20 protein-coding genes and 1 pseudogene are annotated in these 24,474 nt (G+C 54.3%); 11 read left to right on the top strand and 10 right to left on the bottom strand.

The features are described 5' to 3' along the window. Window positions 1-87 precede the first annotated feature (87 nt). Window positions 88-1,026: a hypothetical protein gene (locus ASD36_RS15920; RefSeq protein ID WP_037400086.1), complete on the bottom strand. Its 939-nt coding sequence runs from the start codon at window positions 1,024-1,026 to the stop codon at window positions 88-90. A 604-nt stretch (window positions 1,027-1,630) separates the two neighbouring features. On the opposite strand from ASD36_RS15920, the gene ASD36_RS15915 reads away from it, so the two are divergent. The 11 genes from ASD36_RS15915 to ASD36_RS15865 all read left to right on the top strand — a co-directional run bounded on the left by ASD36_RS15915 (window position 1,631) and on the right by ASD36_RS15865 (window position 17,695). Then, window positions 1,631-1,825, top strand: a complete 195-nt coding sequence (locus ASD36_RS15915; protein WP_037400083.1) for a hypothetical protein — start codon at window positions 1,631-1,633, stop codon at window positions 1,823-1,825. Beyond that, window positions 1,815-2,573: a hypothetical protein gene (locus ASD36_RS15910; protein WP_037400080.1), complete on the top strand. Its 759-nt coding sequence runs from the start codon at window positions 1,815-1,817 to the stop codon at window positions 2,571-2,573. The genes ASD36_RS15915 and ASD36_RS15910 overlap by 11 nt, the downstream gene beginning before the upstream one ends. A 3-nt stretch (window positions 2,574-2,576) precedes the next feature. Beyond that, window positions 2,577-4,889, top strand: coding sequence for a Mu transposase C-terminal domain-containing protein (locus ASD36_RS15905; RefSeq protein ID WP_037400077.1), 2,313 nt, complete (start codon window positions 2,577-2,579; stop codon window positions 4,887-4,889). A gap of 26 nt (window positions 4,890-4,915) precedes the next feature. After that, window positions 4,916-5,827, top strand: a complete 912-nt coding sequence (locus tag ASD36_RS15900) for a TniB family NTP-binding protein (protein WP_162252462.1) — start codon at window positions 4,916-4,918, stop codon at window positions 5,825-5,827. Then, on the top strand, window positions 5,824-7,692 hold the full coding sequence (locus ASD36_RS15895) for a TniQ family protein (protein WP_060511067.1): 1,869 nt from the start codon (window positions 5,824-5,826) through the stop codon (window positions 7,690-7,692). Before ASD36_RS15900 ends, ASD36_RS15895 begins: the two co-directional genes overlap by 4 nt. A gap of 105 nt (window positions 7,693-7,797) precedes the next feature. Next, complete coding sequence (locus ASD36_RS15890) at window positions 7,798-8,562, top strand: metallophosphoesterase (RefSeq protein WP_060511065.1); 765 nt, start codon at window positions 7,798-7,800, stop codon at window positions 8,560-8,562. Window positions 8,563-8,858: 296 nt separating this feature from the next. Beyond that, on the top strand, window positions 8,859-10,451 hold the full coding sequence (locus ASD36_RS15885) for a class I SAM-dependent DNA methyltransferase (RefSeq protein WP_060511063.1): 1,593 nt from the start codon (window positions 8,859-8,861) through the stop codon (window positions 10,449-10,451). After that, a complete protein-coding gene (locus ASD36_RS30200) occupies window positions 10,435-11,727 on the top strand; it encodes a restriction endonuclease subunit S (RefSeq protein WP_082562825.1) in 1,293 nt (430 codons plus the stop codon). Before ASD36_RS15885 ends, ASD36_RS30200 begins: the two co-directional genes overlap by 17 nt. Continuing rightward, window positions 11,724-14,888 (top strand): HsdR family type I site-specific deoxyribonuclease, encoded by a 3,165-nt coding sequence (locus tag ASD36_RS15875; RefSeq protein WP_060511061.1) that lies wholly within the window; start codon window positions 11,724-11,726, stop codon window positions 14,886-14,888. The genes ASD36_RS30200 and ASD36_RS15875 overlap by 4 nt, the downstream gene beginning before the upstream one ends. A gap of 351 nt (window positions 14,889-15,239) precedes the next feature. After that, on the top strand, window positions 15,240-15,743 hold the full coding sequence (locus tag ASD36_RS15870) for a hypothetical protein (RefSeq protein WP_244489845.1): 504 nt from the start codon (window positions 15,240-15,242) through the stop codon (window positions 15,741-15,743). Window positions 15,744-15,784: 41 nt separating this feature from the next. Then, the gene (locus tag ASD36_RS15865; protein ID WP_060511057.1) at window positions 15,785-17,695 is read left to right on the top strand and encodes an AAA family ATPase; all 1,911 of its coding nucleotides are present in this window, start codon (window positions 15,785-15,787) and stop codon (window positions 17,693-17,695) included. Between the two features lie 952 nt (window positions 17,696-18,647). On the opposite strand, the gene ASD36_RS15860 is transcribed toward ASD36_RS15865, so the two are convergent. The 9 genes and pseudogenes from ASD36_RS15860 to ASD36_RS31175 form a co-directional block, all read right to left on the bottom strand. After that, entirely contained in the window at window positions 18,648-19,346 is a 699-nt protein-coding gene (locus tag ASD36_RS15860; RefSeq protein WP_060505350.1) for a NapC/NirT family cytochrome c, read from the bottom strand. Between the two features lie 3 nt (window positions 19,347-19,349). Continuing rightward, complete coding sequence (locus ASD36_RS15855; RefSeq protein ID WP_060505351.1) at window positions 19,350-19,850, bottom strand: nitrate reductase cytochrome c-type subunit; 501 nt, start codon at window positions 19,848-19,850, stop codon at window positions 19,350-19,352. Further along, window positions 19,820-22,324: a periplasmic nitrate reductase subunit alpha gene (gene napA, locus ASD36_RS15850; protein ID WP_060505352.1), complete on the bottom strand. Its 2,505-nt coding sequence runs from the start codon at window positions 22,322-22,324 to the stop codon at window positions 19,820-19,822. Before napA ends, ASD36_RS15855 begins: the two co-directional genes overlap by 31 nt. Continuing rightward, entirely contained in the window at window positions 22,321-22,584 is a 264-nt protein-coding gene (locus tag ASD36_RS15845; protein WP_060505353.1) for a chaperone NapD, read from the bottom strand. Before ASD36_RS15845 ends, napA begins: the two co-directional genes overlap by 4 nt. Continuing rightward, window positions 22,577-23,077: a ferredoxin-type protein NapF gene (locus ASD36_RS30195; protein ID WP_082512243.1), complete on the bottom strand. Its 501-nt coding sequence runs from the start codon at window positions 23,075-23,077 to the stop codon at window positions 22,577-22,579. The genes ASD36_RS15845 and ASD36_RS30195 overlap by 8 nt, the downstream gene beginning before the upstream one ends. A 5-nt stretch (window positions 23,078-23,082) precedes the next feature. Then, a complete protein-coding gene (gene napE / locus ASD36_RS30190; RefSeq protein WP_082512222.1) occupies window positions 23,083-23,271 on the bottom strand; it encodes a periplasmic nitrate reductase, NapE protein in 189 nt (62 codons plus the stop codon). Between the two features lie 339 nt (window positions 23,272-23,610). Continuing rightward, a pseudogene (locus ASD36_RS30185) lies at window positions 23,611-23,730 on the bottom strand (IS5/IS1182 family transposase); the annotation flags it as partial. A gap of 123 nt (window positions 23,731-23,853) precedes the next feature. After that, the gene (locus tag ASD36_RS15840; protein WP_060505354.1) at window positions 23,854-24,159 is read right to left on the bottom strand and encodes a hypothetical protein; all 306 of its coding nucleotides are present in this window, start codon (window positions 24,157-24,159) and stop codon (window positions 23,854-23,856) included. 81 nt (window positions 24,160-24,240) lie between these two features. Further along, the gene (locus ASD36_RS31175; RefSeq protein WP_156393875.1) at window positions 24,241-24,384 is read right to left on the bottom strand and encodes a hypothetical protein; all 144 of its coding nucleotides are present in this window, start codon (window positions 24,382-24,384) and stop codon (window positions 24,241-24,243) included. Window positions 24,385-24,474 lie beyond the last annotated feature (90 nt).

Here is a 24,474-nt window from a genome sequence, read left to right as displayed (position 1 = left end):
GCCGTTCGGGCCGTTCACCGGCATAAACGCTTTGTATGACCAGGGTCATCACCCCTAAAGTGATGACCCTGGTGTTTCCATGACAGGTCACCGCCCGTAGGTCGCGGACGTCTCGAACCGAGGCTCTTCCAGTTCAGCAATCGGACCGATGTTGCGGCCTACATGCTTGATCATCGGAAACCCCTGCTTTGTGAGCTTTTCCATAGCATCGAGATCGCCTTCGGAGGCCGCCACGACCAATGGTCTGGGAGCGTCTTTGCCGTATCCGAACTCGATATCCGCATCCGCGACGGATTCGGAGGCGATGTACGTAGCGGCCTTGATGACGGTGTTAATTGCTGCTGTCGCGGCCTTCCAATCGCCACGCAGCTCTTCATTAGCGTTCGCGGGAGTATTCCAGTACGGGAAGAATTGGTACGCACCCTCAATCGTATTGTCTTCGCCAATGCGCATGTGAACGTAATTGGCCATGCGTGCCAGGGTCGCCGCAGTCGTGCGGTCAAATCCGTTCCGGTCAAATTTAGGGTCGTTAAGGACGAGGTAGAAATCGAAAATGCTGCGCTCGTCGTCCGATTCCTTCATCTGGACATAGGCACCTTCGAAATGCAGGTTCTTTTCCTTGTCGATAACCAGCGATTCCTGGTGCCCGAAATCAAAATACGAAAAACCGCCACCTCCAGGGATGACGAGGTCAGACAGGTTCCATTCCGAGATGTCTTGATCCGGCAGTTTCCCGACGAGGTTCGAGACATCGTAAACGTTCGGCACGTCCCCAGTCAGGAACACGCTTCCAACCAATTCTTTCAGCTTCTCGATGCGGAGCGTGTAAAACTGCTGCTGCTCGACCGACATGTTTTCGAGGTCGCGGTTGTCAGCCCAGGTGAGTGCGGCATCATTCTCCTTGCGTGAACGGCGTCCGGACAAGCCACGGTTCGAGACCGCCGCCTGGATGCCGATTTTTTCCGGACGGTCTTCAATAATACCAGGGAGGTCGAGGAAACGGACGGGATGTGGTTTGTGGTTCATGATGGCTCTCACGGTGTCGATATCCGCCAGGATGTCGTGAGGCACAGCATGACACAAAGGCCGCTTGACATAAAGAACAATACGTGAACATATGGCGGCAACCGGGACAGATGACGTGTCTCTGGAAAAATAATTTCGGGTTGAATGGCCTGAGTCCAAAGGAGTTCTCCAAGAATTCCTTTGATCGGTTAAAATGCCCGTGAAAAATGCAATCTCTTGTTCGGAATTGCCGAGGTACCTTCTCCTCCGCGCCGAAAAGCAAAGGAAAAACGCTGTGACCTATAAGCTATGCATACGAAGCGAACGGGATGTCCGTTCGGCAATCGTCAGCTAAGCAAAGCGTTTTTGCTCGGCTGACTTGCTGAGCCCCATCCCACCGAGGTCAACCCAACTTAGGGAACGGTGGAAAAAAATGAACTTCCTCGATAATTGCCATCGCTGTGCACCCCGGTCGTCTCGTGACGAAGGGCATCTGCGTGCGATGAAGCCTATTCCGAACTTCTTCCATCACCACGGTCTAGCGATAGGATTCTGACCCCTTCGAGGTTCAGCGACATCCATTCCTATCCGAGTTCCACCGCGCTTCCTGTCAGGAGCGCGAACGATGGAGGCTGTGATGAACGGCTCTTTCGATGGCGGACGCGTGGCTTGTAAGCCCGTTTCCGTCGAACAACTCCTTGTGCTGGGGGTGCCAGAGCACGTCGTCATGTCGCTGCGCGCGATGTCGACTGTGCCAAAGGCCACCTTCCGTGACGAGGGAGTACCGCTGCCGGACTGTGAGGTGCGTCATGCGCGCTAAATCTGTCTACACGGTGCTGAATTCCCTGTTTTCGGCAGAGCATGAGCCGGTCTATGACCCGCCCAAGCGTGTCCGCCACAAGATGCTACCCGTGGAGTTTCCCACGCGCAAATGCGTCAGTGGCGGCATTCGCTGCCGTTCCCCTCTCATGGCTGATGGCGTTCTTCACCTCGACACCGATCCGGATGTCGTGGCGATCTCTCCGTATCCGCTGATCGCCGATGCCTGGGTGGAAATCGAGCCTGGTGTCGAGGATCGTCTGCATCACTTCGCGGATGTGGCGGCCAAACGGCGTGACGGTTCGGTCGTCTTTCTGAAGTATGAGAACTTCTACATGCAGGAAGAGCGGCCGTGGCATGTCAGCGAGGCGAACGCGCTCGTTAGCTATTATCTGGACGTTTTCGGTTGCGTCTTCCGGGTTCTGAACGAGGCGACGCTTCGTATCGAGCCCCGCCTGTCGAACCTGCGGCAGATGTGGCAACACCGGGAGGTTCGCTCGCAACCGGTCAATCTGGATCGTGTTCGTGACGCCATTGGCTCACTCGTACATCCGGCCACAATCGATGATGTCTGGCGACACCTGGGCTCACCCCAGCACGCGGTCATCTGGGAGGGCGACGAGCGTGCGACTGTCCTTCCTCAGTCCAACCCTGTTTTCACGGCTGTGATGCAACTGGCGATGCGCGGCGAAGTCCGCCTCGACCTCGGCAAACGGCTGACCATGAACTCCCTGATTATGAAGGTGTAATCCATGTCTATTGCTTCTGAAAAATTTGAGACCCTGCTGGCCAAGGCGACGGCGATCCTGTCACCGCGCGACTTTGCGTTGCCGGAAACGCCGGTCAATCAATACAACTCTCAGCTCCCCGGGATCGCCATGGGCGAGCGCGTTGCCCTGTACCTGGCCGACAAACGGACATTCTCCGTCTACGAATTCAAGGGTTGGCAGAATTCAGGGCCTGGGATGCCGAAAACGATGCTGTTCCACGAGTTCCAGTACGCTACGCCGTTTCCGATGACGGGACACCAATACTTCTGGCTGGTGGGACAGGGCCGCGCGTTGAATTTCAGCCTGAAGCCGGATGCTGGCCAACCTCAAAACTCGCTGAACCTGACCATCAGCCAGCGTGAGCGCGCGCACCGAGCACTGGAATATGTGGACGAGTATTTCCGGATTGTCGATGAACTGTACAGCGGCAAGGAGACGACTGCCGCGCTGCGCATGGCGAAGAAGACCGTTTCCGAGCGACGCCAGGAGGACCCGCCATCGGACGCGACGATGTATCGCTGGATCAAAAAGTCTCGCCGTCGTACCGATGACCGTATCGCCTCGATGGCTCCGTTGCCCAATCCCGGCAACACCCTGAAGCGCAAGAGCACACGCTTCTATGAGGCTTTACGCGAAGCTCTCATCATCGCCCTGAGCGATCCGGAGGGAACCTACCTCACCATCAAGGCAGCGATGGAATCCCTGACTGCTGAAGGAGCAGAGTACCATGACGTGGCTGCCGAGTTCCGCAAATGCTCGGATCGCCATTACCAACGTTTCCTGAAAGATGCCGATCCATACAGCAAAATCTACTTGGGTCAGGGGCCAGATGCAGCTGCCCGCCTGACCTCGGCAAAGATGCGTTTAGCCTTGCCTGACCATCCGCTGGATGTGGTCGATATCGACTACACGACCCTCGACGTGTTTGTCTTCGACCCGACATCGCGCTTTGCCTTTGGTCGTCCGAACATCCTGGTTTTCCGGGATCGGCACTCGGGCATTGTCTTGGGCTTCTACATCACGTTCGGCGCACCATCGATCACCAGTTTCATCGCTGGCCTGAAGCACGCGGTTTTTCCCAAGGACCCGGCGACTCTGCCTGAGGGTGTGACCTGGCCCTGGTTCGGTATTCCATTCCGGATCGGTGTCGACAATGACATGCACCTGATCGGCAATGACATCCGCAATGCGGCGCGTGAACTGGGTTTCACTCTGATCGAGTACCGGCCCGGCCACCCTTGGGAAAAGGGGGCGACCGAGCGCCTGTTCTCGATCCTGAATAAGCAGCTCATTCATCGTCTGCCGGGTTCGACCGCCGGATCACCAGAGGAGCGTGATGAATTCGACGATGAGAAGGAGAAGGCGGTTCCCCAGTTGCGCCTGGACGAACTGCACGGGTTTTTGACCCACTATTTCGCTGAGGTGCACAATCGCAGCCTGAAAGCTGGTTTGGGACCGTTGATCACGCTCGAAGACTATCCCTGTGATCGTTGGGATCGCGGTATCATCGGATCGCCCACGCGCCCTCCGATCAATCCGGACGTCTTCATCCGTATTGTCGGTTACACCGACGGCGTGACCGTTCAGCGCGACGGCATCCGCCTCGATTACCTGCATTACTGGTCGCCGGAACTGCATGCTCTCAAACAGCATCCGAAACATCGTGACGGCAAGGGCAAGCACAAGGGCACCATCTACCAAGTCACGCGCGATCCGAACGATGTGGGTTGGCTCTACGTCAATGACCCGTACAGGAATGTCGTAATCAAGCTGCCTGTGATTGACCGGGATGCCAAGTACGCGAACGGGCTGACGCTCTTCGAACACCAGAAGGCCATCAAGCACCACAAGGCGACGATTGGCAAAGTGACGGACAGCAAGGGCTTGATGAAGGCCCGTCGCGACCTGGAACTGCGCATGGCCGAATTCCATAAGCGCCATCGGAAATATGAGCCTGCAAAGGCACTGGCGAAATTCATCCGTTCGGATGCAGCAAAGGCGCGTCTGTCCAGGATCGTCGAACTGACACCGGACGAAGCGGTCGACACACACATCGACTACTTCAGCCCAGAGGTCGCGACGCCTGCAGCAAAGGTGAGCGACAACCGTCGTAGCCGCATGCCGGAGCCTAAGGACGGCGATCAGGAGGTCCCGACCACTCCTGCCAGCAATGACAGCGCCACGGGTGACGATGGGCCAGTGGGACTGGAGAGCCAAGAGAACGAACCTAATCCGGGGCAGCGCGACGACCGTGATCCCGATTTTGACAAGCCCGATTTCTGGGAGGCTCGCTGATGGAGTACAGGCGTAACAGCAAGCCGATGACGGCAGAGGAACGGATCGAGGCGGCGAAGCAGTCGGCCAGCGTCCGGCAGACATTGATGGACACGATGTTGGTGCCGTATCCGCAGTTCCGCGACGGGATCAAATTCATCAGGAAGTTTCACGTACCGGTCGAAGGGGGCAATCCGTCGGCCGGGCGTATCGGCGGCCTCCTTGGGGAATCCCGCGTCGGAAAGACGGAAATCTGCAGGTACTTCGTGTCGCAGAACCCGCCTTCCTACGATGATGAGGGCGAGTCTTACCCGGTCGTCTACGTCCAGGCGTCGGATGAAATGAAGTTGCCTTCCCTGGCAGACCGAATTTGCATCGCGACTGGTGCCCGTTCCCTGACGGTCAAACATAAGCTGGTTGCCGATGCGACGCTGCTGCGCTTGGCGGGGGCGAAGACGCAGCTTTTGATCATCGACGATGCGCATTTCATGTACGATGGGCGCACCCAGACGGACCGTCGAAACTTCATCAGTTTCGTGAAGATGGTTGCGGATCAGAAGCTGGCTAGCATCCTGCTGGTCGGGGAAGACAGCATTCTGGACACGATTGAGGCAACGCCGACGCTGTCGGGGCGAAGCTTCGTCTCTGAGACTCTGCGCGCGTTCTCCAAGGACGACGAAAAGAAGAACTTCCGCAGCCTGCTGCTGGCCATTGAGGACCGCCTTCCATTTTCGAAGTCGTCGAACCTCACCGAACAGAGGATTTCGGACGATCTCCACCGCTTCAGCGGTGGTCTGATCGGTCGCTTGGTAAACCTCATCCGCCAGGCTTCCTATTCGGCAATCGACGACGGGTCAGCCCAAATCATGCGTGAACATCTGCGCGATGCGTCCAGGGCGCTGGTGCCGATGCATCCGGATCGTTCATATCGCTATTTCGACATCGGAGCCAAGAAATGAGCCTGGATTTCAAGCTTGCACGGCCTTTCTCCCGCTGGCGATTGAAGCCGGAAATTGGCGAACCGTCCTATAGCTACTTCGCTCGGGAAGTCGCCGACGAGGGTCATGACAGCCTTCGGGTCTATGCGAACGAGATTGGCCTCGATGGGAGCAACATCAAACCGGAGCAGCTCTTGCACTCCCTGGAGCGATTGCCGCTGGATCAGACGTTCAAGGATCGTTTGAGGAACGCCACCCCCATTCTGAGGGATGCGTTCTATTCGTTGGGGCATGAGCGCCTGCGGCAAAAACAGGTCTCGTTCAAATTCCGGCGGTTTTGCCCGAAATGCTTGGGAGAAAGCCGCTTCCACCGCGTCTGGTGGGACATTGCCGATCTGTATGCCTGTCCCGTTCATGAGGTCCGGCTGGCGACGTCTGTGCAAGGCAGCCGTATGAACTGGAGCTGGCCGCATTTCGATCATTCGCCAACGGGCTACCCCCTCGCGAAGGTGAGCGTGACACCGACTGAAGGGATTTCTCTCCGCCTCCATTCCTTCGTTATCTCCCGTCTGATCTCAGGGGAACGCGAACGCGGCCCGCTCGCGGGCTACGATCTCTTCGACATTATCGATGGCGCAACCTTCTTCAGTCGTTGGATGCAAAGCGACAACCCAGCGAAGCTTCTTCCGCCATCGGCGGCCGACGCCGAGTTCGGATTCTCGATCCTTGAGCTGGAAGACGGTGACTTGCGCAATTCTGTCCGGGGCTGGTTCGTCACTCATGTGCCCGACGAAGCTCGTCGCAACGGCTTCCATGCGTCGTTGCCCGGCTTCCACGGCTATTGGGGTGTCCGGCCTAATAGCCGTTTGAAGTCGTACATCGAGACAGTGTTGTTTGAGGAGTTTGCCCAGGTCGGCACATTGGGTCGCAAGTTCGTGCGGTACCGCCCCTCCGAACGAGGCGAACGTACGCTGTTGGAAGCGGCTCGGGAACTTGGCTTGCCTCCAAAAGGGGTGAGCAAATTCGTTCAGCAGCTCGGTCTCATGCCGGATGCAAAATGGAACGGCGATGCCTTGTCGTTCAACGAGGACACATTTCGGACGCTAAAGGTAGCCGTCGAGGATTTGGTGCCGTCGACCGACACATGGGATATCGCTGGGCTCCCAGGTCACGAGTTCCGTGTGCTGGTCAAGGCAGGCAAGGTCCAGGAGTTTCTCGGGCTGCCGGTCGATGGAAAACGCGGCGGCAGGGTCTCCGCCCGAGCCGTTACCAGCTTGATCCAGAAGGTCACACAATCGGTTGAGCGAGAGCCGAGGCGCGGGATGATGACGTTCTTCTCCTATGCGAAGCACCTTGGGATCAGCCAGGGTAATCTGGCATTGCGCATCGTGGAAGAAAATCTGGTTGCCGACGCTGTGGACAGGGCGCGGCCAGGGTTCAGATCGATGTATTTCAATGTGTCAAAAGAGGGTGAAGACGCTCAGCATGATGCCGAAATGGCTGATAACGGGCGTGACAAAGCTGATCTGGCGACCCTTTGGCAATGCTTCCGTTCGCGCTTGAACGCGGTATGTCCGGCATTCAAAGTTCCAGACGAACCCAGCCCCGAGTTCCAGATTTTCACGAGCAATCGCAAGATCGCGATGAAGGTTACGACCGACGCATCGGCTTTCCGCCTTGTCTTGACCCTGCACCCGGTACTGACACGACGCAGATGGGACCGTTATCAGGAGGATAAAGAGGAACGGCACCGGATCGCGGCTGCGGGATGCTGGACGCCGACACCTGATGGCAAAGGTCTCGATCTCACGCTGAATGTCACGACAAGGCATCAGGCTCGGGATATGGCGACAGTGCTGAACGACGTCAAACTCGTTCTCGGATAGGCGTTACAGCCGCAAATATCTGTATTTGTTCAGGTCCGGATGTGATACCAAGCATATGAAATGACGTCGTTTCCGTCATCGTGTTAAACCAGTGGCATCGTCGGTATGAACAAGAAGAACTTGATAGCTGTCGGCGATATCCACGGGATGGCTCATGTCCTGAAACTTCTTTTGCAGCATCTGGAGACGGAGTTCTCGCCGGACGACGCACAGTTCGTTTTCCTCGGCGACATTATCGACCGGGGCCCGGATTCGCTTCCGGCCGTAAATCAGGTCTGCAGGATCATCGAGACGTTCACAGGCTCGGTGATGGTCCTTGGCAATCACGACTTTTTCCTGCGTAACCTGGCCAACCTTTCGTTGGCAAGCGACGAAGAGGGGCAATGGCTGGCACAGGGCGGCATGAACACGCTGGAATCCTACGGTTTGGACGACGGTGACCTGGTCGCCGCAGGAAAGGCACTGCGCCGGATGCGGCCGAGGCACGTCACCTTGTTCGAGAGCGCTGTGTCGCATTTCGAGACCGAGAACCATTTCTTCGTTCACGCCGGAGTTGATCCGGAGGTGCCGTTATCGGAGCAACTCGCCCACGACCTGATGTGGATCAGGAAAGGGTTTCTCGATCATACCTCGTCATTCGAGAAGATGATCGTCCACGGCCACTCGATAACGCCGTCGGAACTGCCGGAAGTTCATTCCAACCGAATCGCCATCGATACCGGTTCGTACCGGACGGGCAGAATTACGGCGGCCACCTTCCATGATGACCTCCTGCGCGGGTTCGTCTCTGCAGAAATCGACAGTGACGGCCAGCGTATCCGCCAATTTGACGCTTCCGCACAGGAGATTAAGCCTGCTCAAGCAGCCTAGACAAATCGGCGCAGCAGGTACCCGACATAACCGAGCTATGCAGGCTGATTATTGCGACAGCCATCATTCTCTTGGCTTGTAACCGAGCCACGTTGATGGGCACATGTTGGCTAAATTCGCAAATCAGCGGTTGCGCCCAAGAGAGAATTCCAAACATAATGAGCATATCGAAACAAGGATCGTGGACTTTGAGACGCTGAGTAAAATGCGATTAAACCCGGCAAGCCAAAGCGCACCCATTCCGCACATCCCGTCCCATTTACCGACCTACGCAGGGCTCTAGGAGCAAACGAATAATGCTAGAAAAAGTGGCTGAAAAAGCAAAGTTGAGAGCCAAAAATCAAAAGTCTATGGAGGAAACGCTTTGGGATTCCGCGAATAAGTTACGAGGAAGCGTGGAGCCATCCGAGTACAAGCATGTCGTCTTGAGCCTCATATTTCTCAAATTCATCAGCGACCGCTTCGAGCAAGAGAGGCAAGAACTTATTGCAAAAGGCCTGTCGCAATACCTAGAAACCGATGTTTTTTACACCAGGAATAATGTGTTCTACCTCCCTGAAGCGTCGCGATGGGCCTACATTAAATCTCATTCGAAACAAGATGACATAGCGATTTTGATAGATACGGCGCTCCATCAAATCGAAAAGAAAAACGCGGCGCTGAAAGGCGCACTTCCAGATAATTATTTTTCTCGTATTGGTCTTGATAAATCGAAGCTCTCATCGCTGATAGACACGATCAATAATATTCACACAACCAAGGACACCGAGCAGGACATTATTGGTCGCGTTTACGAATATTTCTTAGGAAGATTCGCGATTGCGGAAGGAAAAGGTAAGGGTGAGTTCTATACGCCCAAGACCATTGTCAAGCTTATCGCCGAGCTGATTGAGCCCTTCAAAGGGAAGATTTATGATCCTTGTTGCGGCTCTGCCGGGATGTTCGTCCAGTCGACAAAATTCGTTGAAAGCCATAAAGGAACGCGGAAAGACCTCTCGATTTACGGGCAGGAGCAGACGAATACCACCTACAAGCTGGCAAAGATGAATCTGGCCATTCGGGGTATTTCGGCGAACCTGGGAGAGGTTGCCGCTGACACCTTCTCGAAGGATTTGCATCCAGACCTTAAGGCCGATTACATCATTGCCAACCCGCCATTTAACCTCAAAGATTGGCGTGCAGAAAGCGAACTGACCGATGATCCACGTTGGAGCGGCTATGATGTGCCGCCAAGCAGCAACGCCAACTATGGGTGGATTCTTCACATGCTCTCCAAGCTATCGGAGAACGGTGTTGCTGGCTTCTTGTTGGCAAATGGTGCGCTCTCTGGAGACGGGCCGGAAAAAGCCATTCGAAGAAAATTGGTCGAGAACAAGATGGTGGAAGCCGTCATTATTCTGCCGCGCAACATGTTCTACACAACCGATATAAGCGTGACGTTGTGGATTTTGAACAAAAACAAAAAGGCACGCGAAATAAGGCATGGCGACATAGAACGGCATTACCGTGATCGCGATGATGAAATTCTTTTTCTGGATTTGCGTCAATGGGGCGAACCGTTTGAGAAGAAATTTGTCCAGTTCAGCGAGCAGAACATTCTGGATATTGCCAAAACATATCACACTTGGCAGCAAAATATTGCCAGAACCGAATATCAGAACGTGCCGGAATACTGCTATTCTGCAGCTATTGATGAGGTTCGAGCAAAAGATTATTCGCTTGTTGCGAGTAAATACATTGAATTTGTCAATCGAGATGAATTTGTAGATTTCGATGATAAGATGGGAAAAAATCGAAATAAACTCGCGAATTTGATTAAAGAGGATCAGCAGGCGAGCAAAGACCTTTTGAAGGTGTTCGAGGACTTGGGTTATGCGATCAAACTATAAAAAGCTGGGCCCATACATCCGTGAGGTTGTTGAAAAGAATAGAACTCTCAGTGTAAGCAAGCTTCTTGGGGTGAGTATTGAAAAGAAATTCATCCCGTCCATCGCAAATATAGTTGGCACGGACATGACCGGCTACAAAATCGTCCGAAAAGGGCAATTTGCTTACGGTCCAGTTACGTCCCGCAATGGAGATAAAATCTCATTAGCTCTACTGTCGGAAGACGATTGTATCGTATCTAGTTCTTATACGGCTTTTGAGGTTATCAGCCCTGCTGAACTTGATCCCGAATATCTTATGATATGGTTCCGCCGACCGGAGTTCGACCGTTATGCCCGCTATATGTCTCACGGCAGTGTACGTGAAGTTTTTGGGTGGGGAGAAATTTGCGACGTGGAACTCCCGGTGCCTCCGATTGAACGGCAACGCAAAGTTGTGCGAGAATACAATGTGGTCGTAAATCAGATTGGACTTAATGATAAATTGATTGAAGTTTTGGAGGAAACGGCAAAGGCGATTTATAAACAGTGGTTCGAAGATTTCGAATTTCCATTGTCCAAAAAGCAAGCTGCATGTCTCGGTAACCCAGGATTGGAGGGAAAACCCTATAAATCGAGCGGTGGAGAAATGTGGTTTTGTAAAGAATTGGGAATGGAGGTCCCGAAGGGATGGGAAATTAGGCCTCTCAAGTCGCTTGGACGGATAAAAGGGGGGAAAAGACTTCCGAAAGGGGAAGAACTTGTGAGCCTACCGACTGGGCACCCTTACATTAAAGTCGCGGATTTGGGGGGAAATAAGTACGTTCGACTAAGCCCACAAATGGAATATGTTGATCCACTTATTCAAAAGACGATATGTCGATATGTAGTTGATGAAAACGACATCATAGTATCGATAGTTGGCACAATAGGGGTGACACGTATCGTCGATAAGACGTTGCATCGGGCCAATTTGACGGAGAATTGCGCAAAAATAACTTTGAATGAAAGTAACATGTTAGAATATTTGTATTATTTCTTTGACTCACGTACCGGACGAAACGAAATTGAAATGCGGACGGTTGGCGGTGTTCAAGGCAAGCTTCCCTTATATAACATCGAGTCGATGCCGGTTTTGATGCCATTTAACGAAACGCTAGCGCACTTCGACAGGCTTATGCGTAGCGTTTCGAATGCGCAGAAGCTCAAAGCAGCAAGTTCCAGCCTGCTTGAGCAAACAAAAGATACGCTCATGCGTGCGCTCTCTCTGCCGTATAAAGACAATAGGACGGCGGCATGAAGTTCACGGAGTCTGCTCTTGAAGAGGCCATCGTCGAACTGATCCTTCAGCAGGACATTTCGTATATGCCTGGAGGGAAAATCGCCCGGGACCCGTCAGAGGTACTTCTCAAAGACGATCTCCGGAATTTCCTGAGCACGAATTATGCGGCCGACGGCATTACGAGTTCGGAAATTGATGGAATCATTAGAACTCTCGAAACCAGGCCAGCATCTGACCTATATGAGAGCAACAAAGCCATCATGAAAGTGATTTCTGATGGTTTTCCTTTGAAGCGTGATGATCGTTCGAAGAAGGACTTGTTTATCCATCTCATTGATCATTCTGCCGCTGACAGGAACTTCTACAAGATAGTGAACCAATTAGAGATAACTGGTTTTCAGAAGCGCATTCCAGATGCGATTTTGTATGTGAACGGCATGCCGCTGGTGGTTCTCGAATTCAAAAGCGCCATACGTGAAGAATGCACCGTCCATGACGCCTTCACACAGTTGACTGTCCGCTACAAGCGGGACATCCCGGAGTTGATGAAATACAATGCGTTTTGCGTGATAAGCGACGGGGCGAACACCAAGCTTGGATCATTGTTCGCGCCTTACGACTTTTTCTATGCTTGGAGGAAAGTTGAAGGCGAGGAAGCACTAGAGAAGGACGGCGTCGATTCGCTTTTCACGTTGATCAAAGGCGTTTTCAATAGAAATCGGCTGAGAGACATTATCCGCAACTTTATATTTTTCCCAGACACGTCAAACAAAAATGAAAAGGTCGTCTGCCGCTATCCTCAATATTACGCCGCCAACAAGCTTTTTCTGAACGTTCTGGACCACATCCGACCTGAAGGCGATGGCAAAGGCGGAACCTATTTTGGAGCAACCGGCTGCGGAAAAAGCTTCACGATGCTCTTTCTTACTCGGCTATTAATGAGAAGCATCGAGCTATCGAGCCCGACCATCGTCTTGATAACTGACAGGACGGACTTGGACGATCAGCTATCTGGTCAGTTTACCAACGCTAAACAGTACGTCGGCGACGCCCAGGTGGTTAGCGTTGAGAGTCGGGCTGATCTCCGCGAGCAGGTAGGTGGGCGTGAGAGCGGTGGGGTCTTCCTGACAACCATTCACAAGTTCAGTGAAGACACCGATCTTCTATCAGATCGAAACAACATCGTGGTGATTTCGGACGAAGCGCACCGTAGCCAAATTAATTTGGATCAGAAGGTGAAGATCACGGCCGACGGAGTAAAGCGAACTTTTGGTTTTGCCAAGCATCTGCGCGCTTCGTTACCCAACGCGACTTACGTAGGATTCACTGGAACCCCGATTGACGCGACCTTAGACGTCTTCGGCCCTGTCGTGGACGCGTATACCATGACTGAATCCGTTGCCGACGACATAACCGTACGTATCGTCTACGAAGGTAGGGCAGCCAAGGTCCTCCTGGATAACGGCAAATTGCGGGAAATTGAACACTATTATGACGAATGTGCCGATGAAGGAGCTTCGGACTACGCTATCGAAGAGAGCAAGAAGGCTTCGGCAAATATGCACGCCATTCTGGGCGATCCGAGCAGATTAAAAGCCTTGGCTGCGGACTTCGTTGCACACTATGAGCGTCGTTTACTTGAGGGGGCAACTGTAAAAGGCAAAGCTATTTTCGTCTGCAGTTCTCGGCAAACTGCATATGGTTTCTTCAAAGAAGTCACGGCCATCCGCCCGGAGTGGGTCGAAAAACGCGTCCTGTGCGGTGAAGTCGAGTCCCCCGTGCAAGGCGAAAAGACAGCAATGCCAATCGAACGGGTCAAGATGGTCATGACCCGAGACAAAGACGATCCATCGGAGCTTTATGAGCTACTGGGCGACAAAAAATATCGGAAGGAATTAGATCGTCAGTTCAAGGATGCCAACTCAAATTTCAAAATAGCCATTGTCGTAGACATGTGGCTAACCGGGTTCGATGTGCCGTTCCTCGATACGATCTACATTGACAAGCCAATACAGCGACACAACCTTATCCAGACAATATCCAGAGTGAACAGAACCTACGCTGGCAAGGAAAAGGGGCTCGTCGTCGATTACATCGGCATCAAAAGGCAACTGAACCTTGCGCTGGCTCATTACTCGAAGTCAGACAGCCAAAATATCGAAGAGGTTGGCCAGTCGGTGATCGTTGTGAAGGATCACCTCGACCTCCTGGGGAGGCTATTCCACAAATTCGACAGCACTCCGTATTTTTCCGGCACGTCGCTGCAGCAGCTTCATTGCTTGAATACGGCTGCGGAGTACGTTCAACTCACTCAGGGTATTGAAAAGCGCTTCATGGCGCTCGTGAAACGGCTGAAGGCTGCGTACGACATTTGCTGCGCCAACGAGACAATCAGCCAAGTCGAACGCGATAAAATTCACTTCTACATCGCAATTCGATCAATCCTGTTCAAGCTGACCAAGGGGAATGCGCCCGATACCGCTCAGATGAATTCCCGAGTACGGGAGATGATCAAGGATGCACTTCATTCTGACGGGATAGAAGAAGTGTTCAGTATGGCGGCCGAAGGGCAGACTGAAATCGACATCTTCAGTGAGGATTACCTTTCGAAGATTGAGAAAATTAAGCTGCCAAATACAAAAATCAAGCTTTTGCAGCAGCTCCTTTCTCGGGCAATCGAAGAATTCAAAAAGGTAAATCGGCTGAAGGGCGTCGATTTTTCTAAGAAATTTCAGAATATAGTCGATAAATATAATGAAAGAGATGAGCAGGATACTCTAAGAAGCGAAGTTCTGGATGAGTTCGCCGACGAAATTATTAATCTGTATAAGCAGCTGAAATCTGAAGTAAACTCTTTTAGCGGTCTTGGAATCGATTTCGAGGAAAAATCGTTCTACGATATTTTGAGTGCACTAGCTAAAAGATATGATTTTTCATATCCTGAAGATCGCCTGCTCCTTCTATCAAAAGAGGTGAAGAAGGTTGTCGATGATAAATCCAAGTATACCGATTGGAATAATCGGGAAGACATAAAGGCAGACTTAAAAGTTGACCTTATACTTTTGCTCGCGCAGTACGATTATCCGCCGATAGATCGCGACGAGGTCTACAAGGAGATTTTCGATCAGGCGGAGAACTTTAAGAAGTACCAGCTTGTGAAGGCTAACGGAGGCAGTTGACAAGCGGATGGGACATTAGCACCGGTTCCGACATCGGCAATGTCAGCTGGCTACTGACCTCCTACAAGTGCGGCAGGGAAACTGCCTACAAGCTCCACGACTACCTTGCGGCGGAACTCGGGGGCCCCTTGACTTCGCAGATTTTGTTCTTTATTTGTTCCACTCATGACCTTACACGCGCTGCACCTACTACGAATAACGCTTTGATCGCCGCCTCCACACGGAGGCAGTTCCCATGCGTTTTCGTGAGTAGTTCAGATGAGTGTTGAACCGTCGTCTTCTCAACCCTGGAGGCCAGTGTCCCAGGGCCAGATTTTCTACCCTTCAGCTACAATTCGATGCGACGGCCCTGTGATCTTTCGCAGCCAGTTCGCCAGGGATGTGGCTTGCCTTCTCGACATTGATGACGCCGTCATGGAGTGGCGTTGCCAATCTCTGCCGTTCCGAAATGGAGCCGCAATTTACCGCCCTGACTTCGTTGCCAAGGTCGATCAGGACACCGTCGTCATCGACGCGGTCACGGATGACACACCTTTGTGGATGGCCGACGTCGTCCTTCAGAGCGGCTACAAATACGAGGCAGTGCGCCGACGCGAGCTGCCTGCGATCCGGCTGAAGAACGCCAAGGACCTTCTCCGATACGGAAAGTTTCAGGCGGGCCTGGAAGATCGCGTCCGGCTCCTTGCTGCCCTGGACGAACATGGAACCCTCACTCTTGCCGAATGCCTATCGGCGTTTCGCGAGACCCGGCCAATAGCAGGCCTGGCGTCCATGGTCCTCAACCGCTTCATCGACATCGATCTGGATGAAGCAATGATCGGACCCGAATCCACCGTCCGCCGCCGTCGCGGCTGACCTCAGGTTTCGAAGCAGCTGAGGGCTGCTAGGGGTTATTCATGTTCAAGAAACAATCAAACAGCGTGAAATCCGCTGAAGACTGCGCTTTGCTGTGCGCAATGAAGCGCGCACTGAAATCCCATGCCGTGTTCGCAAAAGGCGGCGCAGGCATTCTGGTGCTGATTACGCCCGAGAACCATGCGCCCGCGCGGTACGGAGCAGCCATTCTAGATGAACTGTTCCCCGATGACGATTATCGGCGCGATGATCGAGGCTTCATGTACGTCTTGAAGGGCGACAAGCTGTCGAAGACGCTGGACGCCTTCCGGGATGATTGCTTGAGGAAGCGGAGAGCCATCATCGTCGTCGAGAAAGGCGCGACAATTCCGGCTGCAATCAAGGTCGGAGCGGACGTTGTTGCTGACATCCCTCCTGTCACTCCCCGAGATTTGCAGATCGCGTGCCGGGTTGTCTTGGGGATCAAAGTGAGCACCGAGGAGGCGAAACGCGCTGTTTTATATCCGGAGCAGCTGTTGTGGTCAGCCCTGCGTCCAGGTCGTCCGATGTCTTCGGTATTGGAACGCCTTGCGTCAACCGGTCCTGACGAGGATACCGTATCAACCCGGAGACCGGCTCGCGAGGTACCTGTGCTGGAAAACATGTTCGGCTACGGCGACGCGAAAGCTTGGGGAATGCAACTGGCGCAGGACCTGGAAGACTGGCGTAACGGCATCATCGACTGGGATGACGTGGATCGGGGCATTGTCCTCAGCGGCGCTCCCGGAGTGGGCAAAACCATTTTCGCTCAGGCCGTGGCAAAACAATGCGGCGTGAAACTGATCGCAACGTCCCTCGGCCAGTGGCAATCTAAGGGACATCTCGGGGATTTATTGAAGGCCATGAGAGCGGATTTCGCATCAGCAAGGGCGGCTGCGCCATGTGTTCTGTTCGTGGACGAGCTGGACTCAATCGGCGACCGGCAGAAGTTCAAACACGACAACGCCGACTACTCGATCCAGGTCGTCAATGCCTTCCTGGAGCATCTGGACGGTCTGGAAGGCAGAGAAGGCGTCATCGTCTTGGGAGCGACCAATCACTATGACAGGATCGACCCTGCCGTTGTTCGGTCAGGACGCCTGGAGCGACACGTGGTCATCCCCTTGCCAGATGCGGCAGACCGAGTGGGAATTCTGGCGCAGCATGTCGATTTCTGTATCCCGGTTGATGATCTGCATAAGCTGGTCGTTCCGACACAAGGGATGTCCGGTGCCGATCTGGCCCAAGCTGCTCGCAACGCCCGGCGCATTGCGCGTCGGGAAAAGCGAAAGATCACCATCGATGACTTGCTGGAAGGACTGCCTGAAGTCGTCCGGTTGACCGATGAACACCGGTACGCAAATGCCATTCACGAATCCGGCCACACTCTGGTCGGGATCAAGATCGGCGTCGGTAAATATGTCGGTACACGCCTGGTCGAACAAATCTCCCTCGGGAAAGGTGCCAACAACCAAGCAGGAGCTGCATACTTCGAGATGCCGATTATCGCGCATCGGGGTCGGGCCGACTACGATAACCAGATTGCGATGACTTTGGCGGGTCTGGCGGCTGAAGAACTGGTCTTTGAAGAGACCTATGACGGCGCGGGTGCCGGTCCGTCGTCTGATCTTGCGAGAGCAACTAGGCTGGCCACGATGATGGAAACGTCGCTGGGCATGGGTGCATCGTACCGTCACTGTGCGGCGACAGATGACGACGCCCTGGAATCCCTGCGACGGAGCGATCCGGAGTTGCGGGGACGAATCGACGCGAAACTCGCAAAGGAATTCTCCCGAGCAAAAGGAATTCTGGAGAATGAGCGGGCCGCGCTGATCGCACTGGCTAAGGAATTGTTTGAACAAACGACGCTCGACCCGCATCGTGTCACGGAAATCATGAATTCCGCGAGCGGAAAGAAGAACAAAGCGGCTTAGCTTTTTCTGCTCTGTAGTCGAGCGATCCAACCCCGTCATCGGTCTGATGGCGGGGTTTTTTGCGTGCGTAAATCCTTGGCATCGGCAGTCGGCACAGGCGGCCGACGCGAGCCAACCACGTAGTCCGGCCTTTCGCCAGCTTGACGCAATACTATTCAGTCATTCTCTCCAGAGAACGTTGACGGTGGCCCCGGCTGCGACTAGCATCGGATGTGTCGCTAAGCGTTTGCGTTCGCAACGGTTGTGTCGACCACTCACATTTGAACCGGCTTGATTTACGAAAAAGCCAAGGTTCCCCAATGACCTTTATTCTCATGTGATGTGTCGGACTATAATTCATTTCAAGCGTTTGTTAGCATTGCCCACCAAGCCGCAGTTTCTGGGTAGCCAACAGGCAACGCGGCATCTGAATGACTATTTGCGGTGACCAACGAGGTGCTGGTGGCGCTGTTTGTGGGTGGATAGAACGGGATGGCAATCCACCGATCGTTTCTAACGCCTGGCGAGCCGATGTGTCTGGGCGGCGTCTGAATTGCTAGCGGAAATTTCCCTTTCCTCCAGCGTCGCCAAATAGTGCTCTGCGCCAATCCCGCGCGGCGTATGACTTCGTTTTATCGATGATCCTAAGCATAGCTTCCTCCTTCTTCTTCCGAGACCGGGAGGGGCCGTATGCGAGATCGCGCGCTGTTCGATCTCGCAATCGATAGAAGCATCGTCACAGGTCGGGAAATTCGAACCCGCGCCATGGTTATCCAGCAAAGCGGGGCCGCATTTCTCAGAACAAGGTATGTTTGTGTGGAATTCGATCGGGCGGCCTCGCGCCTTCATGCTGGCCGTTCATATCGACAGTTTCGGTTCTTAGAAGCACTCAGTCTACTATTCGAGTTGTGGCGTCCGTGGCACGCTCTCCGAGCGAACTTCTCGTAATACTCAAGCGGCGGAGATAAAAAGCTCAAAACAAGCCGGCATGTGCGTCTGCCACAAATTTCCGGAGCTCCTCGACGGGCGTATCTGTGGCCATCTTCTTTCCCTCCAGTTCCTTTGGCATTTTCCAGCCGGGGTCGATACCTTCCATGTTGGGCAGCTCGTGAGCGATACCCTTATGGCAGTCGATGCACGTTGCTTTTCCTGTAAGCAGATACTGGGTATGGATGTCCGCTGCTCTTTGGGTCTGCTTCTGCAGGTCCATCGCGACGGATGAATGGCAGTTGCGGCATTCGAGGCTGTCGTTGGCCTTCATCCGCGCCCATTCGTTCTGCGCGAGCGCCAGACGGTGTTCGAGAAACTTCGACCGTGTGTTGATCGTGCCGAAAATCTTGCCCCAGACTTCCTTCGACGCCTGCATCTTGCGGGCGATCTTGTCCGTCCAATTGTGTGGCACGTGACAATCCGGACAACTCGCCCGCACGCCAGAACGGTTGGAGAAGTGGACGGTGCGCGTCAGTTCCTCATACACGTTGGTCTTCATTTCATGACAGCCCGTACAGAACTTCTCGGTATTGGTCACTTCAAGAGCGGTGTTAAACGCACCCCAGAACATGACACCGCCGATGAAGCCACCCAAGGTGAGGAACCCAAGACCGAGCGTTCCGGCGGGTGTCGTCATGATACTCAGTGCCCATTGGGCAATTTTCGTGATCCAGGCGATCATTTCTTACTCGCTTCCTGCCGGCTTGAATCCCAACTCGCTCATGTCTTTGAAGGTGTTAGGTACCAGTGGCTGTACGTCCGCCTGCGGGACGTGGCAGGCCGTGCAAAAGTAACGTCTGGGCGAAACGTCGGCGATCATCTGGCCATCCCGCGTCATATAATGCGTCACGCTGATCATCGGCGCGCCGGAGTCCTGAGTGAACTCCCGCTTGTGGCAGGTGAGGCACCGGTTCGCATTGACCGAGAGTTCGTAGCCGTCGATCGAATGGGGGATGACCGGCGGCTGGTCCGGATAGGCGCGCATCTTGCGTTTGTCGTCCGCCACCCACTTGGGCAGGACGGCGACGGCTCCGGACTCCATGGCAGGGGTCTGTCCCTGGAGTTGCGGGACGCTATTTGTTGCAACCTGTGCAATCGCAGCCGTCGCGATAAACACGAATATCCCGGCTATGACTGCCAACCATTCGGGCCGCATCAGACGACCAGTTGAATCTTGACCGCGCATTTTTTGAAATCCGTCTGTTTGGAGATGGGATCTGTGGCGTCGAGGGTGACTTTGTTGATCAACTGGCTGGCATCGAACCAGGGGACAAAGATAACCCCCGCGGGCATCCTGTTGCGGCCCCGGATGTCGATGCGGGTGCGGATTTCTCCGCGCCTGGAAACGATGCGGACTTCCGCGCCCTGATTTATGCCACGCTTGCGCGCATCGTCGGCATTCATGAAACAGCGCGCGCCTGGAAACGCCTTGTAGAGTTCCGGTACCCGCATGGTCATCGATCCGGAATGCCAGTGTTCCAGCACGCGTCCCGTCACCAGCCAGAAATCGAAATCCTTGTCGGGGGATTCCGCAGGCGGCTCGTACGGTACGGCAAGAATGATCGCTTTGCCGTCCTTTTGACCATAAAAGTTCACGCCTTCGCCAGCTTTCACGTAAGGGTCATACCCTTCGCGGTAGCGCCACTTTGTCTCCTGTCCATTCACAACGGGCCAACGGAGCCCGCGGACCTCGTGATAGGCGTCATAGGGCGCGAGGTCATGACCATGCCCACGCCCGAATGCGGCATATTCCTCAAACAGGCCTTTCTGCACGTAGAAGCCGAACTCTTTTGCCTCGTTATTGTCGTACTCCGCATTGACCTCGCTGAGAGGAAAGCGATCAACTTCACCGTTGCGGAACAAGACATCGAAAAGCGTCTTATCTTTAAAGCCGGGGTTGGTTTCGAGAATCTCGGCTGGCCAGACATCGGCTGTCGTGAACCGCTTGGAGAATTCCATCATCTGCCAGAGGTCGGAACGGGCCTCGCCAGATGCCTGCACAAGTTGATGCCAGACATGTGTCCGCCGTTCGGCGTTGCCGTATGCCCCTTCCTTTTCCACCCACATTGCCGCGGGCAATATGAGATCCGCGCTCATCGCCGTGATTGTCGGATAGGCGTCTGAGACGACAACGAAATTTTCCGGATTGCGATAGCCCTGATAGGTCTCGTTGCTGGTGTTGGGGGCGGCCTGGACGTTATTGTTACATTGCACCCAGTAAAAGTTGAGCTTGCCGTCCTTTAGCATCCGGTCCTGCTGCACAGCGTGATATCCCGGCTTTTCGGGAATGATGCCATGAGGAATCCGCCAAATTTCCTCGGTATGTTTGCGATGCTCAGGATTGGTGACGACCATGTCGGCGGGCAGACGGTGGGCGAAAGTCCCGACTTCGCGTGCCGTGCCGCAAGCGGATGGTTGGCCAGTCAGCGAGAACGGACTGTTGCCGGGTTCAGAAATCTTGCCCGTCAGCAGATGGATATTATAGACCATCTGATTGGCCCACACGCCCCGGACGTGCTGGTTGAAACCCATGGTCCAGAGCGACATGACCTTGGTTTTCGGATCAGCGTAGAGCTCTGCCAATTGTTCGAGGAATTCCGGCTCCACGCCGGTCATCTTGGCGGCTTTCTTCAGCGTGTAATCGGCGACGAATTCCTTGAAGGCCTCGAAATCCATCGGTTCGGTCTTGCCGGGATCGGAGGAATTGGCAGCGTTCACCTCCACCGGATCGTCCGGGCGCAGCCCATAGCCGATGTCGGTTGCGCCACGGGCAAATTTGGTGTGTTGCTGGACGAACGCTTCGTTGACCCGGCCGGTCTGGATAATGTGGTTTGCAATGTAGTTCAGGATGACAAGGTCGGTCCCGGGCGTAAAGACAACCGGGATATCGGCGAGGTCCATGCTGCGGTGAGTAAACGTCGACAGAACCGCGACACGAACATGCGGGTGGCCGAGGCGGCGATCGGCGATGCGGGTCCACAGAATCGGGTGCATCTCGGCCATGTTTGAGCCCCAAAGCACGAATGCGTCTGCGTTTTCGAAGTCGTCATAGCAGCCCATCGGCTCGTCCATGCCAAACGTTCGCATGAATGCGACGGCGGCGGATGCCATACAATGGCGAGCGTTGGGATCAAGATTGTTGGAGCGGAAGCCTGCGCGCATCAGCTTTGTCGCGGCATAGCCTTCGAAAATCGTCCACTGGCCGGAGCCGAACATGCCGACCGCCGTCGGGCCCTTTTCCTTCAAAACGCGCTTGGCCTGCTGGGCCATCACGTCGAAAGCCTCGTCCCAGCTCACCGGCTCGAATTCGCCGTCCTTGGCGTAGACCCCGCCACTCTTGCGAAGCAGGGGTGTCTTCAACCGGTCCTCGCCGTACATGATCTTGGAAAGGAAATAGCCCTTGATGCAGTTCAGTCCACGGTTGACCTCCGCTTGCATGTCTCCGTGGGTGGCGACAACCTGCCCCTCCTTGACGCCGACCATCACGCCGCAGCCGGTTCCACAAAACCGGCAGGGTGCCTTCGACCATTTGATTTCCAAGGCCTCTACCCCTCCGGGCACTTGCTGTGCGGCCGCGGGGAGGGTGATGCCGGCGGTGGCAGCGGCAATGCCGGCCGCATGTGCCTTCAGAATGTGACGACGTGTCAGTCCTTCGGTCATTTGTCCACGCTCTCCATTTCGACATGCTCGAAAACCATATTTGCGGATATGACACCGTCGAGAAGCGATATCCTTGCTAGGCAATCACCCATCATTCCGGTGCTGGTCCCTTCGATCACAAGAATGATCTTTCCGCCTCCGTGCCCGTGAACCTCGACATTCTCCATTCTCGCCAGTTCGGCGATGAGTTGGTCTGTCGCCCTGGGCAAGGTGGCGATCACTGCACTGGATATGTGATAGTTTGAGGGTGCTTCAGGCATTGGCGGAGTCCCGTTCACATGACTTTGTTTCGAATGCTCCCACAGGGCAAACCTGCATGCACGCACCGCAGCCCGTGCAGAGTTCCTCGTTGATCTCAGGTAAAAATGGGCTGCCGAGGCGCGGGCGAAACCGGATGGCACTCTCAGGGCAACTCTCGCCGCAAGACTGGCAAGCGATATCCCGCCTCGCAAGGCAGGCATCGGTGACGGCAGCAATATGGGGAAATCGATGCGGCGGCTCCGCAGCGAAGACCGGTTCAGGACAGACAAGACTGCATTCACCGCAAAACGTACATTCGCCTGACGAGAAGTCGAGCGCTGGCAGGTCATCGATCAACACGATGATCCGCGTGGGACAATGTTCGACACAAAGGCCGCAGCCCGTGCACGCTTCAAGGCTGAGTGGAGATGTTCCTGGAGGACAGATTAAGTTGGTTGTCTTGGCCGATGTGCCAAACAGAAACGAACGTCGTGTAGTCGGCGCCGTTCGCATCGCCTTCAATGCCCAAGGGGGCCGGGTGGGCCGAAGATGATTTGCCATATCCAGACGGCAAATCCGTAACTCGCCACTACACCCACCGCGATGATCGGCCATATGCCGAACGCCAGAATAAAAAACGTCAGAAGTTCACGCCGCCTCGTAGGCGATTTTACTATCGCTGAACTGCTGTGGGACGGCTCCTGCATAATCAGCCCCTGTTCAATTCCTAGCTCATACTACCAACGTATCCGAGTAAATAAAGTACAATAATACTAGGAGTTTACACTCATGTTATTTTCATCGGCGCAGTCGTGAGAATCCGTCTCCAACTTCCGTTTGGGCGGTGAGACAGCAATTGAATATGGTGTTATCCGATGCGCCGATGAATGGGTGACCGCAATTGGCTTATGGTGCGAAGACAAAGGCCCCCGCTCGCTTCGGCACACCAAGGCCGTGATGGTCGCAGGGCGCCGGGCAATCTCCGCGCGATGCGAATCCCTTTGGGCACACCCGGATAGAGAAGATGGCCTAGGAAGTGTGGATCGTTATTTGAGCCATAGGATTGTTACCGCCAGCGCTATCATGGACCGATAGTTTCTCGCCGTTTTCTCGTCGTGTGTGGCGATGCGCCGAAATTGTTTGAGTTTGCAAAAGCAGCACTCGATCACACATGGCAAATCCTCCTGCCACCAGTGAATAAAAAACCTCAAATTGGAAAGACCCTTAATCTATCGGGTCTTCTAAGCAGGTTGTCACACGTTCGAGCCCTGGAGGGGGCGCCAACTCATCTAAACGCCGGGAACCTCGTCATTGGCGACCAGGCCGCCTTCGCTTTCCAGAATGGAAAGACGGCGGGCTTCCGAACGGGTGAATTTGAGCTGGACACCCAAGCCGCGTTCACCTTCCGGTATGAAGATCGCTCCGGCTTTTTCCAGGGTGGTTTGAAGTGTAGCGATCGTTTCCACTGCCGGAGTTTCCAGCTTTCGTTCGAAGCGGGCGATCGTGTCTTCGTCGATGCCGGATAGTGTTGCCAGGAGCTGTCGCGATATTTCAACAAGTGCGCGGGCGGCGCGGCACTGGGATCCTGTAATCATGATCGCCCTCCTTTTGGGTCAAGGATGATCGAAGGGTGTTCACAGGTCAACCCGCTGTCATCCGGTCCGAACTTATGAGGGCTAAAGAACAAAGACGCCGATGATCGCTGCAATCGGGACGGGAACACCGACGAGCCAGATCAGCAATTCCCGCACCATGAAATTGCGGTAACTCGATGTGTCGCGATGTGCCGGCATGGGGAGTTGGACGGGTGGATTGGTCATCATGGTCTCCAGCGTTAAAAATACAGCATCCAGATCAGGATGACGACGACGAGGGGGACCCCCATGAACCAAAGAAGACCAGCGCGCAGC

Origin of the sequence: Rhizobium sp. Root1334 (genome assembly GCF_001426665.1) — a bacterium.
Lineage (GTDB): Bacteria > Pseudomonadota > Alphaproteobacteria > Rhizobiales > Rhizobiaceae > Pararhizobium.
The sequence above is the reverse complement of the archived record's forward strand: the minus strand, read 5'-3'. Positions and strand labels throughout refer to the sequence as shown.